The organism is Streptomyces sp. NPDC104814 (genome assembly GCF_055583185.1).
Genome location: NZ_JBVJOL010000007.1, coordinates 153,374 through 170,128, shown reverse-complemented (window position 1 = coordinate 170,128; position 16,755 = coordinate 153,374). Strand labels below are relative to the sequence as shown.

Genomic DNA, 16,755 nt, shown 5'->3' with positions numbered 1-16,755 from the left:
GACGTGGGGCCGCCACCTGTCTCCGATTGCGCGGGAACGACCACCGTGACCTCCGTACCTGGCGTTGCCGACGCTCCACGATTCCCCGTGACCCCTGCTGGTCACATCCGTCGCGCGGGCCATCCGGCCTCCGCCACGCGGGGGAAGGCCCCCGCGCGACAGTCATACCGGCAGGTCGCGCGAGCGCAGAGCGGGCCGGGGCGAGCGCAGAGGGGGCGCTGGGCCGGGAGGCCGGCCGGTCAGCCGGCGGTCGATGAGCAGCGGCCGGGTTGCGGGTCTCGAATGCCGAGCGGTGGGAACCTTGGCGCCATGGGCAAGACCGCACTGATCGTCATCGACATGATCAACACGTATGACCACGCCGACGCGGAGCAGCTGCTTCCTTCGGCCGAGTCGGTGGTGCCTGTGCTGACCGACTTGCTGGAGCGGGCGCGGCGCAGCGGTGTCACCGTGATCTATGTGAACGACAACTTCGGAGAGTGGCGATCCCACCACGGGGAACTGCTCGAAGAGGCCCTCTCCGGGCCGCACGCCGGCCTGGTGCGGCCGCTGCGGCCCGATGACTCCTCGCTCTTCGTGCTGAAGGCCCGCCACTCGGCCTTCTACGAGACTCCGCTGGACTACCTGCTTCGTGAGCAGCAGTTCGACCAGCTGGTGCTGTGCGGCCAGGTGACGGAGCAGTGCGTGCTCTACTCCGCACTCGACGCCCACATCCGCGGTTTCCAGGTCGTGATTCCCCGTGACGCGGTGGCCCACATCCATGCCGACCTCGCCGACGCCGCGCTGCGCATGATGGAGCGGAACATGGGCGCGCGGGTGTGCGACAGCAGCGAGCTGTGGGCGTAGCGGCCCGCGCCCCGGTGCGGGCGGCACCGGGCCGTGCGCCGTGCTGCCCCGGCGCCGCGGACCAGGATCCGCCTGGCGGCGGTGGCAGCGTCAGCAGTTCTTGATGGACCAGACGGGGTCCCAGCTGTAATTGCCGCCGTAGACGCCCGGACGAACGGAATTCACGACGTTGCCGCTCCGGCCGTAGAAGTACGCCGTGGCACCTCCCGTCTGGGCGTTGTAGTACGAGCCGGCGCCGAGGAAGTTGGAGAGCGCGTAGGTGTCGCAGTAGTAGAGGGAGAAGACCGCGTAGTCCCCCCTCGTGGTGTCCCAGGCCGCGACGCACAGGTTGCCGCTCTGGCAATTGAGGGAGCCGCCGATCGGGACGTGCTCGATCCTGCCGGCCTTCGGCCAGGTCGTCGGAGGCTCCGCGGTGGCGGACCTGAACGACGGTGCGGCGGCCGGCACGGTCAGGACCCGGCTCGGACCCGGGTTCCTCTCGCTTGCGTGCGCCGGACCGGTCGTACACAGGGCCGCCATGGCCAGCGCCAAGGCGCCGAGAGCCCCGAGCAGCGAACGTCGTCTGTCGCGCATGGTGTGGAGACCCCTCTGCCGGAACGGGACGTTCGTTCGCCCCGGCCCCCAGGCTGTCGCCGCCCCTGCGGCCCCGCCACACGCTGAAGCCCTGACTTAAACGGAGCCCGACCCTCCGAGCAGGGCCCGTCCCGCGGGTGTGATCGTGTGCAGCACGTGCTTGCCGCGGCGCACGCTCAGCAGCAGACCCGCCCGGCGCAGTACCGATGTGTGCTGGCTCGCGGCAGCGCCGGAGACACCGACACGCCGGGCGAGTTCGCCGGTCGTGCGGCCGGTCACGGCCTCCTCCAGGATCGCGGCGCGGGTGCGGCCGAGCAGAGCGCCGATGTCCCTGCCGGATGCCGGACGGTGGGACGGGCGGGCCCAGCCGAGCGCCTGCTGGACGGGGTAGACGAGGACGGGCGGCAGGTCGGGGGCGGCGAGCGTGACCGGTCTGCGCAGACAGAACAAGGACGGCTGGAGCAGCAACCCCCGCCCGTCGAGCCGGAGTTCACGCTCGACGGGGTAGTCGGCCTCCAGCACGGGCGGCCGCCAGCGCAGGGCCGGCCGGAAGCTCGCCAGCAGCCCCTCGGTGCCGCCCTCGAGCGCCTCCCGGGCACGGATCGCCAGGTCGGCGTCCACCTGGGCCCGGACCTGCGGCCAGAACGGGGCGAGCGCGGAGCGGTGGTAACCGTGCAGGGCTGCTCCCAGCCGGCGGAGTGCCGAGGGCTCGCCGTCGGCAAGGGCGCCTGCCTCGGAGGGCAGCGGCCGGGTGCGGCGCGGGGAGGCGGCGAGCGCGGCCAGGTCCCTGCGCAGCGCGGTGCGGGGTGTCCGCAGCACGGTGTCGACGGCTGTCTCCAGGTCGTGGGAGCCGCCGAGGTCGGGGGTGAGGAAGTCCGGTGAGTAGCCGCGGGGCGGCAGCAGCGCGGAGAGCAGCGCGGGCGCCGGGCGCAGCCGCGGGCGGACCAGCCGCCGCCAGTCGCCGAACAGGAGCGGAGCGTCGTCCTCGGCCAGCACCTGGAAGCTGTTGGTGATCTCCCAGAGGGGATCGGGGGCGGCGGCCACGCGCACGCGCGCGATGTCCTCCGGCGTGAAGTGCACCCGCAGCATGGGGGTTCTCCGATGGTGGTCGGTCATCGGGGGCGCGGCGCCCTCTCAAGAGGCGGTGACGGAGCCGCATGTGCACCCGACAGTGACGGAGCCGGATGCGCCGGGGCAAGAGGGCATTCGGTCAGCCCGTGGGGCATGATGAGCCCGTGGACTTCGAGCCGTACCGGGGCGAGTTGGTGGCGTTCTGCTACCGGATGACGGGTTCGTACCACGAGGCCGAGGATCTGGTGCAGGAGACCTTGCTGCGCGCCTGGAAGGCCCGTGACCGGTACGACGCGGCACGCGCGTCGGTGCGGACCTGGCTGTACCGGATCGCGACCAATGTGTGCCTGACCGCGCTGGAGGGATGCGCACGGCGCCCGCTGCCGTCCGGGCTGGGGGCGCCGAGCGACGATCCTGGCGCGCCGCTGGCGCCGGCGCTCGACGTGCCCTGGCTGGAGCCGTTCCCCGACCGGCGTTACGACCTCGACGCCCGGGCCGATCTGCGGCTCGCCTGGGTGGCGGCGGTGCAGGTCCTGCCGGCGCGGCAGCGGGCGGTGCTGGTGCTGCGCGAGGTGCTGGCGTTCAGCGCCGCCGAGGTCGCCGAGCAGTTGGGCACCACGGTCGCGGCGGTCAACAGCGCGCTGCAGCGCGCCCGTGCCGCCGTGGCCGACGTGGGGGAGGCCGGGACGGTCGCCGAGCCGGACGATCCCGAGGCGCGGGCTGTCGTCCAGCGGTACCTGCAGGCGTTCGAGGCGGCGGACGTCCCCGCGCTGGTGAGGCTGCTCGCCGACGACGCGGTGCTGGAGATGCCGCCGGTGCCGCTCTGGTACCGGGGCAGCCGGGACTACGGGCGCTTCATGGAACGGGTGTTCGCGATGCGCGGCACGGGCTGGCGCCTGCGGGAGCTGACCGCGAACGGGCAGCCCGCGCTCGCCGCGTACGCGCCGGAGCCAGGCGTCGGACACCGCTTGCACACGCTGCAGGTGTTCGCCGTCACCGGCGGCCGCGTCGCACACAACGTCGTGTTCGCCGATCCGCGTGTCTTCGGCGCCTTCGAGCTGCCGCTGGAGACGTCCTTCGAGCTCCCGCTGGAGATGTCCGCGGAAGAGTTCCGCCGGGAGCGATGAGTCCGGGCGGTGCGGCCGGTACGTACCGGTGAGCACCGAACCGAAGGGAATCTCGTCGTGAGTGTCATCGTCATCGAGTTCATCACCCTGGACGGCGTCGTGTCCGACCCGGACGGGTCCGCCGGTACGCCGCTGGGCGGCTGGGCCTTCCGGTACGGCCCGCAGGCCGTCGCCGGCGACAAGTTCCGTCTCGGCCGCACGCTGGACGACGGCGTCCTGCTGCTCGGGCGCGCCACCTGGCAGCTGTTCGCGCGGCTGTGGCCGGGCCGCGACGATCCTTTCGCCGCGCGCATGAACGCCGTCCCGAAGCTGGTCGCCTCCCGCACCCTGACCGGCACCGACGCCTCCGCGTGGGCGAAGTCCCAGCTCCTCGACGGCGACCTGGTGGATGCCGTCAAGCGCGAGCGGCGGGACGTGATCGTCACCGGCAGCCTGAGCGTCGTGGACCGGCTGAGGGCCGCCGACCTGGTCGACGAGTACCGGCTGCTGACCTTCCCCACCGTCCTCGGCACCGGCCGCCGACTCTTCCCCGCCGAGGGCCCCCATACCGAGCTGGAGTGTCTGGCCACCGAGCAGGTCGGCGCCGCCGTCCTCAGCCGCTACCGCAGGACCGCCGCCCGGTAGCCGTCCGCTGCACCACCCCGTAGGCGACGCCCGCCGGCTCTGCGGCACGCTCGGCTAAGCGACATGCTCTGGCTCTGCCGGCATGCCGCACCGGATCCTGCCGGATGCCGGCAGAGCCGAGCGTGGCGCAGTCAACAAAAGTTCGCAGGCGTCATCCGCATGGAAACGGGTATGCGCGGGCCGTGAACGGGTCAGTGAACGCGGTATGGACGGATACAGCACCTGTGGGTGAGGACAGCACGATGCCCTACCAGCGGGGCATGCAGACCACGGCAGCCCTGGACGGCGACGGCACGGACATCGCCCACGCCCGTCGCCTGGCCGTGGACTTCCTCACCCGGGTGCAGAGCGACCACGGCCTGCCCGTCTCCCAGCGGGCCATGGACCTCACGCAGCTGGTGGTGAGTGAGCTGGTCACCAACGCTCGCAAGTACGCCCCCGGCCCGGTGCTGCTGGATCTGCGTATCCGCGGCGACCTGGTCGAGGTCGCGGTGTGGGACTCCGATCCCGTGCTGCCGGTGGCGCGGGCCGCGGACGTCGGCCGGGTCGGTCAGCACGGCCTGGAGATCGTGATGGCCGTCGCCCAGGGTTTCGAGGCCCAGCGGGAACCGGTCGGCAAACGCGTCACCGCCCGCCTCGCCCTGGCCGACGACCCGGGCGGTGCCGTCTCCGGACGCTCGCCCCTGTAACGACACGCCGCCCCGGGTGGCACGAGCGGACCGGGGCCGCCCGCGGCCCGGGCGCGGGCCGTCAGGAGGCGGTTGCCTCGTCGAGCGTGTCCCGGATCTCCAGGAGGCGGTCGACTCCGGTGATTTCGCAGAGCCGGCGTACCTGGGCGGACGGCGCGACGAGGCGCAGCGAGCATGCACGATGCGTGAGGATCAGCAGGTTCAAGAAGGTCGAGTCCGCGAAGGTGACGCCGGACGCGTCCAGGACCACCGTGGAATGCTCCTTGGCCGCGGCCTCCAGCGCATCCGCCAACGGCGTGATCGACTCCATGTCGTAGGCGCCGCGAGCAGAGATGACCCAGGCTCCACGCCGTGCGTACTGCAGCACGTCGCCGCCGTGCGAGGCGTGCCCGGTGATCTGCTCCGGCAGCGGCGTCGCGCCGGTGTCGCTCATGAGCGTCGGCCTCACGGCCCCGTCCCGCAGCACCTTCGGGCTCCTCCCTGTGGCTCCCCGACGGGAGCGTACGTCAGCTATTGCATGAAAACTATGTCATGTAAGTGGGTTCCTGCAACAACCGTCCTCTAAAATGCCGGGCATGGTTGGAGTACCTGAGTCGCACACCGGATGGACGTTCATCACCAGCCACGCGCGTGTCCTGGCGGCGATCGCCGACAATCCGAACGTCCGCATCCGTGACCTCGCCGTCCACTGCCGGCTCACCGAGCGAGCCGTGGCGCGGATCATCTCCGATCTCGAGCGGGACGGTTACCTCTCCCGCACCCGCGAGGGACGCACCAACACCTACCGCGTCGAGCCCGACAAGGTGCTGCGCCACCCGGCCGAAGCAGGTCTCCCCGTGGCCTCCCTGCTGTCCCTGCTCGTGCAGGACGAGACCGAACGCATCACGACACCAGCGGCGGCCACCGACACGCGGTGACACGTCGCTCCTGTCGCCTGACGGGAGTGCTCCGAGACGCGGGTACGGCGGCCGCCCCGGGTACGTGTCTGCCCCGGCCGCCTGCTCGCGCCGGCGGCTCGTACGCTCAGTGCGCCCACACCTCCGGCCCGCCGCCGCGCCACTCGATGTCGTCGGACCGGATGACGTCGAGGTCGTCGATCCCTTCCATACCGGCCTCCTGCAGGAACGCGACGACGTCCCGGAGCCGGTAGGCGCGGCCGAGGATCGTGCCGTCCGCGCGCACGCGCCGGCCGCCCTGGTTGTCCGGCGGGTAGATGATCACCGTGAACATGGAGCCAGCCTCCCGCGGTGCCTCCACGGGCGCACGATGTGGTGCGCCAGTCGCGTGCTCGGCCGGGCCGGGGCCGTGGCCGGATGTCGTGAGCCGGGCCGGGCCGAGGGTGCGGCGCCCCCGAGCCCGGCCCGGCCGTCCACATGGGGTCGCGGTCAGGACTTGACGATGCGGCGCACGTTCTCGACCGAGCCGCAGCCGGCCTTCAGCTGACGCTCGCGCTCCTCCCGGAACGCCGCTCCCAGCTCCTCGCGCCGCTCCATGGCCACGTTCTCGCGCGCGCCGTTGAGGATGGTGCGCTCCTCCTCGTCGGCATGGTGGGTGACGGCCTCGACCAGTTCCTCCAGCTTGGAGTCCCACTCGTCGGAGCCGACCTCCTCCACCTCCAGGAGGGCCAGCAGGGCCTCGTTGCCCTCGTCGTGCTCGTGCTCGCCGTGCTCGACCTCTTCGTCGTCGATGTTCTTGTACCTCTTCAGGGCGGGGTAGACCTTGGCCTCCTCGGCCATCGCATGGGCGATCAGCAGGTCGGCGAACTCCTCGAGCGCGGCGGCGCGGTCCGCTTCGACGCTGCGCATGAGCCGGAACAAGTCCTCCATGCGCCGGTGGTCCTGGAGGATCAGCTCGACGACGTCCTGTGTCTGGGACATGGGTAAGGCACCTGCTTTCCGTGCGGGCGGTCGGGGTCACTACCGCTTACCCTCCCGGCCTGCATTGATGGCTCTCGCGCGCCACTCCCCGCGAGGCCGCCCGGTTGCTCCGTCCGGTCGCGCCGCAACTCGCCCACGCGCACGGCCGAGCCCGATGCGTGGCCCGCTGTCCGGCGCCGCTTCGCGGGGGGCTAACGTCCCCCTGTGAAGATGCGGCGACTCGCCTCATGGCTCCCGAAGGAGGGCAAACGGCATGGCCGGTGACGAGGTGTCCCTGGCGGCAGCGCAGCTGCCGGAGCTGACTGCCGGGCGGCTGCTGTCCTCGTGGCAGCTGGACGTCCCCGCGCTGCTGCTGGTGGCCGTCCTGGGCGCGCTCTACGGCTGGGGTACGACCCGGCTGCGCCGGCGAGGTGAGCCCTGGCCGCCCGCGCGTACCGCCGCCTTCGCGCTGATCGGGCTCGGCGGCCTGGTCGTGGCCACGATGTCCGGGCTCGCCGTGTACGACCACGAGCTGTTCTGGCCCGCCGCCGTGCAGAACATCCTCCTGGACCTGGTCGTCCCGCTGGGGCTGGCCCTCGGCGATCCGCTGCGGCTGGCCGTCGAGGCGCTGCCCGATAGGTCCGGGGCACGGGTGCGGCGGCTGATGACGGGCCGGGTGGTGCGGGCCCTGACGTTCCCCCTGGTGAGCACGGCCCTGGTGCTGGGCACCGAACTGACGATCTACTTCACGCCGTACTTCGGCACCGCCCTGCGCGTGGGGTGGCTGCACGAGCTGATGTACGTGCACCTGCTGGTGGCCGGCTGTCTGGTCGTCGTACCGGTGCTGACGCGCGAGGAGACGCTGCCGGCGTGGTGCACGCATCCGGTGCGGGCCGCGCTGGTCTTCCTGGACGGCATCGTGGACGCGGTGCCCGGCGTGATGGTCATGACGCACGGCACGCTGATCGCGGGGGCCTGGTATCTGCACCACGCGCCGTCCTGGTCGCCCGACGTCCACCACGACCAGCAGATCGGCGGCGGTGCCATGCTCAGCATCGCCGAGCTGGTCGCGCTGCCCTTCGTCCTGGCGATCCTGTACCAGTGGGCGCGCGCGGAACGTGTCCAGGCCGTCGCCCTGGACCGCCGCCTGGACGCGGAACTCACCGTCGTCCCCGCCCCTGCCGACGCCCGCGACCAGGGCCCCCGCACCGGCGGCCCGGCCGCGGGCCCGGTGCAGGAGCGCGTACGCCCCTGGTGGGAGACGGAGCAGAACGACGTCGCCGCACGCATCCGCCGCCAGGGCGGGAACGAGTAGCCCGCCCCGCGGGGCACGTCGCACCAGGGGTGCCGCGGGTGGTCGCAGATGGCGTGCCTCCGCCGCGTACCGCCAGGGTGCTTCAGCAAGATCGCGTAATGTTCGTCCCGACCAAAACGAACAACTGTTGCAGTCGCCGTGAGGCGACCGCTCAGGGGGAAGGAACAACGCATGAAGGCATCCCGAGTCCGGCGCACCGGAGCCGTCGCGGCCGCCGTCGCCGCGCTGGCCGTCGCCGGAACCGTGGCCACGGCTCCGACGGCCGCTGCCAAGGCCAATCTGCTGGACATCACCCAGGTCTCGCTCGACAAGCAGGGCCTGCGGCTGGACATCACGTACTCCTGCGACACCGGCGTCGACCTTCAGATAGCCGGTTACGCCTCCAAGGTCGCCAAGACGGCCGCCGGCAAGCGGAACGCGACGGGCGCCATCGACGCCTCCAAGGTCACGTGCGACTTCGTCAGCCGCACCGTGCAGATGCCGCTCCGCCCGGCCGGCGCGGGCTTCGTCAAGGGCGACAAGGTGAAGGTCACCGTCTTCTACTGGGACGAGAACGGGGCCTTCGGCACGCAGGAGGAGACCGCCACCGCAGTCCTCTGAGGCATCGCGCCCGTCCCGTAGGCCCCGGCTCGGCCGGCCGATCCAATCCGGCTCGGTGACAGCCGAGTTGGGGTCCTGCGAGGCGTCTCCGGGCCGACGGCACGCTCGTCCGCCCGGTCGCAGCACGGTCGGGGTCGTGGTCCTCGGACCACGACCCCCATCGGGCGGCATCCCGAAGCGCGCTCGCATACCGCGGGACCCGGTGACAGCCGCCTGGAGCGCAGCGGCACCGGGGCGGTGGGGGCCGCCCAGTCGTTCAGCGCGACGACAGCTCCTGCGCCACGCCCGCGAGGAGCAGAGCCAGGCCCCGCTCGAAGCCGCGGTCGTCCAGCGCCGCCGGATCCGGGTCCACCCGGGTCGCGGCCTCGAGGGAGTCGGCGAGCGCCGGATACGTGGGCCGGTACTCGTCAGGCGGGCGGGTGAAGCCGGCCGTGTAGGTCTCCAGGGCCGAACCGAGCACCAGGAAGTCGATGGCCGCACCGACTTCGAGGGCCTGCGCGGGTTCACAGCCGGCCCGGACCAGGGTGTCCAGCAAGGTGTCGTACTCGCGCAGCGCGTCGGTGCCCCGCACCCCGCGGCGCGCGACGAGCGAGATGGCGTTGGGGTGGCGCAGGAAGACACGGCGGTAGCCCCGGGCGTAGGCGGCGATGCCCTCCTGCCAGGGTCGGTCCCGCAGCGGGCTGACGTCGATCTCGGCGTCGAGCAGTTCCCCGACCGCGTCCAGGATGTCGTCCTTGGAGCGGACGTGGTGGTAGAGCGAGGCGCCGCGCACGCCCAGCCGGTCGGCGAGCGCGCGCATGGTGAGCGCCTCGTACCCCTGGTCGTCGATGAACTCCAGCGCGGCGCGCGCGATGGCGGTCCGGCTCAGTACCGCCTGATGTGGCCGGCCCACGACCCGCCCCCCTCACGATCTCGGCAACTCCGCAAGGTTACTCACCCGGAAGGTCTTCCCAAACGCCGGTCACGCCTCTACGTTCGCCGCCTAACAAAGTTAGTTTTAGCTCGTGCGACAAGACGAGGTACGCCCATGCCCCAACCCCTGCCCCCCGACGACAACGACGCCGTCCGCCTGGAAGCACTCGGCTACCGGCAAGAACTCCGCCGCAGCCTGAACATCCTGGGCAACATCTCGATGGGGTTCGCGGTGGTGTCCCCGGTCGTCGCCCTCTACGCCGTCTCGATGATCGCGACGATGATCGCCGGACCCGCCTGGGTCTGGGCGCTCCCGGTCGTCCTCGCCGGACAGTGCCTGGTCGTCAACGTCTACTCCGAACTCACCTCCCAGTGGCCGCTGGCCGGCGGGCCCTACCAGTGGGGCCGGCGGCTCATCGGCCCGCGGTTCGGCTGGCTGGGCGGCTGGGTGTGGCAGTTCGCCGTGATGTTCGGCAACACCACCGTCGCCTACCTGGCGTCGCCCTGGGTCTTCGCGCTCTTCGGCGCCGTACCGTCTCCCGGGGCCCTGGTCGCCGTCGCGGTGGCCATCGTGCTGGCCTGTTCCCTGGTCAACGCCTACGGCATCGGCATGCTGCGCTGGTTCGTGTCGGCCGGCATCGCGGGGGAGGCGATCGCCTCCGTCCTGGTCGGCCTGTGTCTGCTGCTGTTCTTCCGCAAGCACTCGTTCTCGATGTTCACCAGCACCTTCGGCGCCGAGCAGTTGTCGGGCGGCTCGCTGCCCATGGCGTTCATGGCGGTCGTCGCCGTGGCCGGCTGGGCGTTCATCGGCTTCGACGCCTGCGTGTCGACCGCCGAGGAGACCAAGGACGCGGCCCGGCAGGTGCCCCGGGCGATGTGGTGGGCGCTGCTCTCGGTCGGCGCGGTGGTCATGCTCAACGCCGTGGCCGTCGCGATCTCCTACCCGGACCCGGCGGCGGCCGTGGCGGGCAAGGACATCGACCCGGTGACCACCGCCGTGGTCACCTCCTTCGGCTCCTGGTCCGACAAGCCGTTCGTGGCGATCGTGCTGGTCAGCTTCCTGGCCTGTGCGATGGCCTCACAGGGCGGCGCCGCCCGCGGCCTGTACTCGCTGGCCCGCGACGGCGTGTTCCCCTTCTCCGCGCAGGTCCGCAAGGTCAACAGGCGGGCCGCGCCCATCGGGGGCCTGGTCGCCTCCACGCTGGTCTCCGCCTCCGCGCTGCTGCTCGGCCTGAACGCCACCGCCATCGGATCGCTGATCTCCTTCGGTACGGCAGCCACCTTCGTGCCGTTCTTCCTGGTCTCCGCCGCCGCGCTCGTCGCCCGGCTGCGCGGGACGTGGGTCCCGGCCGGCGCGATCCGGCTGGGCCGCTGGGGGACGGCGCTCAACGTCCTCGCCGCGCTCTGGGCCGGCTTCGAAGTGATCAACGTCTGCTGGCCGCGCGCCCTGCTCGCACCGCCCGGGGCGCCCTGGTACCAGATCTGGGCCGCGCCGCTCGGCGTCGCCGTCGTGCTCGGCACCGGCGTGCTCTACCTGGTCGTCCGCCGGCCGCACGACCGGATCGCAGCCACCGACGGCACATCCGCCGCGCCGGCCGTGACAGAGCCGTCTCCGTCCGCGCCGCCGTCTCCGTCTCCGTCCGCGCCGCCGTCGTAACCCCACGCGCGTACGCGCGCCCACCACAGTCGTCACCCCCCACGACCACACCGGAAAGGTCTCGACATGAACCTCTCTCCCATGTCCCGGCGGCGCTTCCTGGGCAGATCCGCCGCCGTGGCCGCCGCTGCGGGGGCCGGCCTCGCCGTCGGCGCCGGCCGCGCCGGAGCGGCCACCTGCAACGGCACGACCTACACCGTCCCCGGCGAGTGGGCACCGCACGCCGGGTGTCTGATGGCCTTCCCCTGGGACGCCGCCGACAACTGGGGGGACAAGCTCCCGGCGGTCCAGGACGAGGTCGCGGCCGTGGCCCGTGCCGTGGCCCGGTTCGAGCCGGTGACCATGGTGGCCAACACGGGGACGGGTGACTTCGTACGTTCCAAGGTCGGCCCCGGCATCACCGTCATCGAATACCCGATCAACGACTGCTGGCCCCGGGACAACGGCCCGATCTTCGGCGTCGACCCCGGCGGCGCCCACCTGCTCGGCCTCGACTTCGCCTTCAACGGCTGGGGCAACAAGTTCCCGCACGACAAGGACGACCTGCTCCCGGTCGGCGTCTGCGACTACCTCGGCGTGCCCCGGCTCCCGGTCGATCTGGTCTTCGAGGGCGGCTCCCTCCTCCAGGACGGCGAGGGCACGATCATTGGCACCGAGGAGTGTCTGCTCAACCCCAACCGCAACCCGAACCTGACGAAGGCTCAGATCGAGGCCGCCCTGCTGGACGCCTACGGCGCACGCAAGATGATCTGGCTGCCGTACGGCATGTACGGCGATACCATCACCGACGGCCATGTCGACCTGGTCGCGGCCTACGCCGGCCCGGCCTCCCTGCTGATCAACCTGCCGTCGGACACCAACGACCCCAACTACCCGCGGCTGCTGCGCAACAAGCGGATCCTCCAGTCGGCCACCGATGCCCGCGGGCGCCGGTTCCAGCTGACCGAGATGCCGTTCCTGCCGAAGTTCACCGTGGGCACCGACCGGGTCATCACCTTCAGCTACACGAACTACTACCCGACGGCCACCGGCGTGGTCGTGCCCACCGCGAACATCCCGTCCTCCGACACCCCGGCGCTGGCGGTGATCCAGTCGCTGTTCCCGGCCAAGACGGTGGTGGGCGTCCCCGCGACCACGCTGGCCTGGGGCGGTGGCGGCATCCACTGCATCACCCAGCAGATCCCCGCCACCCACTGACCGGCGCAGCCGCGCCGGGACCGCGGACCTGCACGAGGTGAGGACCGGCCCGGTGCCGTCGGACGACCGACGGCACCGGGCCCTTTCCCATGCCCGGGAGCCGGCGGCGGCACCGCGCCCCGACGGAAGAGGGCGTCACACGGTCGCCGTTGGCCGGCCGCTGGCTGATTGAGCCCGTCCAGAATGGCGCGATCACATCCAACGGGCTGTTAAACCCCTGCAACCGATTGTCACTGTTTCGAGGTAAGCATCTCGTCTCGCTGGTGGATGCGGCCAGTTCAGCAGCTACCTTTCTGAACGGGTTCCCATGATCCCTCCCGCTCGTTGCCCAGCCCTCCCTGTCTCCCGGTCGACGCACCCGTGTGCGCCGGACGCCCCGTCGTGCAAGGAGAACGCCCCCCGATGTCCGTCGACAGCATCCCGGAAGCCCGGACCACCCCCGAAGCGCCGCAGCAGTCCCTGAGTACGGCCGCCGCGCGCAACCTCGCCACCACGACCAAGTCGGCCCCGCAGATGCAGGAGATCACCTCCCGCTGGCTGCTGCGGATGCTGCCGTGGGTCGAGGCCAAGGGCGGCGCCTACCGGGTCAACCGGCGGCTGCGGCACACCCTCGGCGACGGGCGCATCGAGTTCGTCCAGGAGGGCGCCACGGTCCGGGTGATCCCCCGGGAACTCGGTGAACTCGCCCTCCTGCGCGGCTTCGAGGACACGGACGTCCTCACCGCGCTCGCCGACCGCTGCACGCAGCGCGACTTCGCGGCGGGCGAAGTCCTCGTCGAGCGCGGCAGCCCCGCGGACCGGCTCCACATGATCGCCCACGGCCGGGTCAGCCAGACCTCCGAGGGCCCGTACGGCGACGAGGTCGCCCTCGCGGTGCTCGCGGACGGCGACCACTTCGGCGAGAGCGCGCTGACGGACCCCGACGCCCACCACGACTGCACGGTCACCGCCGAGACCTCCGGCACCCTCCTCACCCTCTCCCGCTCCGACTTCGCCGCCGTCCGGGCCTCAGCGCCCCACCTTCAGGCCCATGTCGACGCGTTCGGCTCCCGCACGCGGCAGCGGCAGAACAAACACGGCGAGGCCGAGATCGCCGTGTCGGCCGGTCATGTCGGCGAGGCCGAACTGCCGGGCACCTTCGTCGACTACGAACTGCGGCCGCGCGAGTACGAGCTCTCCGTAGCCCAGACGGTTCTGCGGATCCACACCCGGGTCGCCGACCTCTACAACGGCCCGATGAACCAAACAGAGGAACAACTCAGGCTCACCGTCGAGGCGTTGCGCGAGCGCCAGGAACACGAGCTGGTCAACAACCGTGAGTTCGGGCTTCTGCACAACGCCGACTACAAGCAGCGCATCCAGCCCCGCTCCGGCCTGCCGACCCCGGACGACATGGACGATCTGCTCTGCCGGCGGCGCGGCACCAAACTGTTCCTCGCCCACCCGAAGACCATCGCCGCCATCGGACGGGGCTTCAACGCCTACGGTCTCTACCCCGACCACGTCGACCTCGGTGGGCAGTCCGTGCCCGCCTGGCGCGGGGTCCCCATCCTGCCCTGCAACAAGATCCCCATCAGCAAGGAACAGACCAGTTCCATCATCGCGATGCGCACCGGCGAGAAGAACCAGGGCGTCATCGGCCTGCATCAGACAGGACTGGTGGACGAGTACGAACCAGGGCTCTCCGTACGGTTCATGGGCATCAACGAACAGGCGATCATCTCCTACCTCGTCAGCACCTACTTCTCCGCCGCGGTGCTTCTGCCCGACGCCCTCGGCGTGATGGAGAACGTGCAGATCGCTCCCAGGCCGCGCTGAAGCCTTGGACAGCCGGCGGGGCCACGCCTGACCAGCCCGCGCACGGCGCAGCACCCACCCCACCGCAGCAAGGAGCCGTAGATGCCCGACTCCGGGCCCCTCGGATCACCACCCCCTGCCCCTGAGCAGCGGCCGACGCCGCCCGCAGCCGTACCGGACGTTCCCGGGCCGGTGATCCCGAACCCTCCGGTCACGCCGCCCGCGTCCGACTTCCTGGCGGCACTGCATCCGCCGGTGACGATCGCAGCCCCGCCTTCACCACCGTCGGTCGCGATCGCCGCCCCGCCCTCGCCACCGTCGGTCGCGATCGCCGCCCCGTCCTCGCCACCGTCGGTCGCGATCGCCGCCCCGCCTTCGCCGCCGGCGGTCACCATCACCGCCCCGCCACCGCCGCAGCCACCGGCTCCGGCCCAGCCCGCCTCCGCCGTACCAGGAACCCCCGACACGACGGCGGCCGGCTCGGCCCTGCAGGGGCTTCTGCGCGGACCGACCGGACTGGGTACGACGTCGCTCGCCCTGGCCGACCGGTACAAGCCCGCGGTCCCCGATCAGGTGTCCCCGGTACCCGCCCCGGCCGCCGAGGGGCGAGCCGTTCCCGGCCTCTACTACCACCCCGTCCCGGAACCCGACCCCGTACGCGTGGAGGAGGTGAGCCGCCGGATCAAGTGCTGGGCCGAGGACGAGGTCCAGCTCTATCCGGAGGAGTGGGAGGGGCAGTTCGACGGCTTCTCCGTCGGCCGGTACATGGTCGCCTGCCACCCCGACGCCCCGACGGTCGACCACCTGATGCTCGCCACGCGCCTGATGGTCGCCGAGAACGCGGTGGACGACTGCTACTGCGAGGACCACGGCGGATCACCCGTCGGACTCGGCGGACGCCTTCTTCTCGCGCACACCGCGCTCGACCACTTCCACACCACCGGGGAGTACGCGCCGGCGTGGCAGGAATCCCTTGCCTCGGACGCCCCGCGCCGGGCGTACCGCAGTGCGATGGACTACTTCGTCCGCGCGGCCACCCCCTCGCAGGCCGACCGCTACCGGCACGACATGGCCCGGCTGCACATGGGCTACCTCGCCGAGGCCGCCTGGGCGCAGACCGGTTACGTGCCGGAGGTGTGGGAGTACCTGGCGATGCGCCAGTTCAACAACTTCCGCCCCTGTCCCACGATCACCGACACCGTCGGCGGCTACGAACTGCCGGCGGACCTCCACGCCCGGCCGGACATGCAACGGGTCATCGCCCTCGCCGGCAACGCGACCACCATCGTCAACGACCTGTACTCGTACACCAAGGAACTCGACAGCCCCGGCCTCCACCTGAACCTGCCGGTGGTGATCGCGCAGCGCGAACAGCTCTCCGAGCGGGACGCCTATCTGAAGGCCGTCGAGGTCCACAACGAACTCCAGCACGCCTTCGAGGCCGCCGCGGCCGACCTCGCCCAGGCCTGCCCCTTCCCGCCGGTGCTGCGTTTCCTCAGGGGCGTGGCCGCCTGGGTCGACGGCAACCACGACTGGCACCGCACCAACACCTACCGCTACACCCTGCCCGACTTCTGGTAAGGAACGGAACATCTCTGTGACCACTGAAACGACCCCCACCGCCACCGCGAAGATCCCGGCCCCGGCGACGCCGTACCAGGGGGACATCGCCCGCTACTGGAACAACGAGGCGCGGCCGGTCAACCTCCGCCTCGGTGACGTGGACGGGCTCTACCACCACCACTACGGCATCGGTGCCGTCGACCACGCCGCGCTCGGCGACCCGGCCGACAGCGAGTACGAGAAGAAGCTCATCGCGGAGCTGCACCGGCTGGAGTCGGCACAGGCGGAGTTCCTGATGGACCACCTCGGCTCCATCGGCCCCGACGACACCCTCGTCGACGCCGGCTGCGGGCGCGGCGGGTCCATGGTCATGGCCCACCGCCGCTTCGGCTGCAAGGTCGAGGGCGTCACGCTGTCCGCCACCCAGGCCGACTTCGGCAACAGGCGCGCACGGGAACTGGGGATCGACGACCACGTCCGCTCCCGCGTGTGCAACATGCTCGACACGCCCTTCGACAAGGGCAGCATCGCGGCCTCCTGGAACAACGAGTCCACGATGTACGTCGATCTGCACGACCTGTTCGCCGAGCACTCCCGCTTCCTGCGGGTGGGCGGCCGCTATGTGACGATCACCGGGTGCTGGAACCCCCGTTACGGTCAGCCGTCGAAGTGGGTCTCGCAGATCAACGCCCACTTCGAGTGCAACATCCACTCCCGCCGTGAGTATCTGCGGGCCATGGCCGACAACCGGCTCGTGCCGCAGACCATCGTGGACCTCACTCCGGACACCCTGCCCTACTGGGAGCTGCGGGCCACGTCCTCGCTGGTCACGGGAATCGAGGAGGCGTTCATCGAGTCCTACCGGGACGGCTCCTTCCAGTACGTCCTGATCGCCGCCGACCGGGTGTGACCCCGCCCTCGCGGGGCC

The 16,755-nt window shown here is 71.4% G+C and carries 18 protein-coding genes; 12 read left to right on the top strand and 6 right to left on the bottom strand.

The features are described 5' to 3' along the window. Positions 1-309 precede the first annotated feature (309 nt). Complete coding sequence (locus ACZ64A_RS23560; protein ID WP_469812817.1) at positions 310-846, top strand: cysteine hydrolase family protein; 537 nt, start codon at positions 310-312, stop codon at positions 844-846. Between the two features lie 90 nt (positions 847-936). Here ACZ64A_RS23560 and ACZ64A_RS23555 read toward each other — a convergent pair whose 3' ends face one another. Both ACZ64A_RS23555 and ACZ64A_RS23550 read right to left on the bottom strand, forming a co-directional pair. Next, a complete protein-coding gene (locus ACZ64A_RS23555; RefSeq protein WP_469812816.1) occupies positions 937-1,419 on the bottom strand; it encodes a hypothetical protein in 483 nt (160 codons plus the stop codon). A 96-nt stretch (positions 1,420-1,515) separates the two neighbouring features. Continuing rightward, entirely contained in the window at positions 1,516-2,508 is a 993-nt protein-coding gene (locus tag ACZ64A_RS23550; RefSeq protein WP_469812814.1) for an ArsR/SmtB family transcription factor, read from the bottom strand. A gap of 146 nt (positions 2,509-2,654) precedes the next feature. Here ACZ64A_RS23550 and ACZ64A_RS23545 point away from each other — a divergent pair, with 146 nt between their 5' ends. The 3 genes from ACZ64A_RS23545 (at position 2,655) to ACZ64A_RS23535 (ending at position 4,930) form a co-directional block, all read left to right on the top strand. Further along, on the top strand, positions 2,655-3,617 hold the full coding sequence (locus ACZ64A_RS23545; protein ID WP_469812813.1) for a sigma-70 family RNA polymerase sigma factor: 963 nt from the start codon (positions 2,655-2,657) through the stop codon (positions 3,615-3,617). A 57-nt stretch (positions 3,618-3,674) separates the two neighbouring features. Beyond that, on the top strand, positions 3,675-4,241 hold the full coding sequence (locus ACZ64A_RS23540) for a dihydrofolate reductase family protein (protein WP_469812812.1): 567 nt from the start codon (positions 3,675-3,677) through the stop codon (positions 4,239-4,241). Positions 4,242-4,483: 242 nt separating this feature from the next. Further along, positions 4,484-4,930 carry an ATP-binding protein gene (locus ACZ64A_RS23535; protein ID WP_469812810.1) on the top strand — a complete coding sequence of 149 codons (447 nt, stop codon included), beginning with the start codon at positions 4,484-4,486 and terminating at the stop codon, positions 4,928-4,930. Positions 4,931-4,991: 61 nt separating this feature from the next. Here ACZ64A_RS23535 and ACZ64A_RS23530 read toward each other — a convergent pair whose 3' ends face one another. Next, complete coding sequence (locus tag ACZ64A_RS23530) at positions 4,992-5,363, bottom strand: STAS domain-containing protein (protein WP_469812808.1); 372 nt, start codon at positions 5,361-5,363, stop codon at positions 4,992-4,994. Positions 5,364-5,505: 142 nt separating this feature from the next. Between ACZ64A_RS23530 and ACZ64A_RS23525 the strand changes: the two genes are divergently transcribed. Next, positions 5,506-5,847 (top strand): helix-turn-helix transcriptional regulator, encoded by a 342-nt coding sequence (locus ACZ64A_RS23525; protein WP_469812806.1) that lies wholly within the window; start codon positions 5,506-5,508, stop codon positions 5,845-5,847. Between the two features lie 106 nt (positions 5,848-5,953). Here the strand turns inward: ACZ64A_RS23525 and ACZ64A_RS23520 are convergent, their stop codons facing one another. Both ACZ64A_RS23520 and ACZ64A_RS23515 read right to left on the bottom strand, forming a co-directional pair. Continuing rightward, positions 5,954-6,160: a hypothetical protein gene (locus ACZ64A_RS23520; RefSeq protein WP_361632943.1), complete on the bottom strand. Its 207-nt coding sequence runs from the start codon at positions 6,158-6,160 to the stop codon at positions 5,954-5,956. A gap of 155 nt (positions 6,161-6,315) precedes the next feature. Continuing rightward, entirely contained in the window at positions 6,316-6,807 is a 492-nt protein-coding gene (locus ACZ64A_RS23515) for a hemerythrin domain-containing protein (RefSeq protein ID WP_469812805.1), read from the bottom strand. 253 nt (positions 6,808-7,060) lie between these two features. Between ACZ64A_RS23515 and ACZ64A_RS23510 the strand changes: the two genes are divergently transcribed. Further along, on the top strand, positions 7,061-8,101 hold the full coding sequence (locus ACZ64A_RS23510) for a cytochrome c oxidase assembly protein (RefSeq protein WP_469812804.1): 1,041 nt from the start codon (positions 7,061-7,063) through the stop codon (positions 8,099-8,101). Between the two features lie 171 nt (positions 8,102-8,272). Further along, complete coding sequence (locus ACZ64A_RS23505; RefSeq protein WP_469812803.1) at positions 8,273-8,701, top strand: hypothetical protein; 429 nt, start codon at positions 8,273-8,275, stop codon at positions 8,699-8,701. 256 nt (positions 8,702-8,957) lie between these two features. Here the strand turns inward: ACZ64A_RS23505 and ACZ64A_RS23500 are convergent, their stop codons facing one another. Further along, positions 8,958-9,593: a TetR/AcrR family transcriptional regulator C-terminal domain-containing protein gene (locus ACZ64A_RS23500; RefSeq protein ID WP_469812802.1), complete on the bottom strand. Its 636-nt coding sequence runs from the start codon at positions 9,591-9,593 to the stop codon at positions 8,958-8,960. A gap of 135 nt (positions 9,594-9,728) precedes the next feature. Between ACZ64A_RS23500 and ACZ64A_RS23495 the strand changes: the two genes are divergently transcribed. The 5 genes from ACZ64A_RS23495 (at position 9,729) to ACZ64A_RS23475 (ending at position 16,737) form a co-directional block, all read left to right on the top strand. Further along, positions 9,729-11,270 (top strand): APC family permease, encoded by a 1,542-nt coding sequence (locus tag ACZ64A_RS23495; RefSeq protein ID WP_469812801.1) that lies wholly within the window; start codon positions 9,729-9,731, stop codon positions 11,268-11,270. A gap of 66 nt (positions 11,271-11,336) precedes the next feature. Next, a complete protein-coding gene (locus ACZ64A_RS23490; RefSeq protein WP_469812800.1) occupies positions 11,337-12,467 on the top strand; it encodes an agmatine deiminase family protein in 1,131 nt (376 codons plus the stop codon). A gap of 402 nt (positions 12,468-12,869) precedes the next feature. Beyond that, positions 12,870-14,285, top strand: a complete 1,416-nt coding sequence (locus ACZ64A_RS23485) for a family 2B encapsulin nanocompartment shell protein (protein ID WP_469812799.1) — start codon at positions 12,870-12,872, stop codon at positions 14,283-14,285. Positions 14,286-14,366: 81 nt separating this feature from the next. After that, positions 14,367-15,845, top strand: a complete 1,479-nt coding sequence (locus ACZ64A_RS23480) for a family 2 encapsulin nanocompartment cargo protein terpene cyclase (protein ID WP_469812798.1) — start codon at positions 14,367-14,369, stop codon at positions 15,843-15,845. A gap of 16 nt (positions 15,846-15,861) precedes the next feature. After that, positions 15,862-16,737: a geranyl diphosphate 2-C-methyltransferase gene (locus ACZ64A_RS23475; protein WP_469812796.1), complete on the top strand. Its 876-nt coding sequence runs from the start codon at positions 15,862-15,864 to the stop codon at positions 16,735-16,737. Positions 16,738-16,755: the final 18 nt, after the last annotated feature.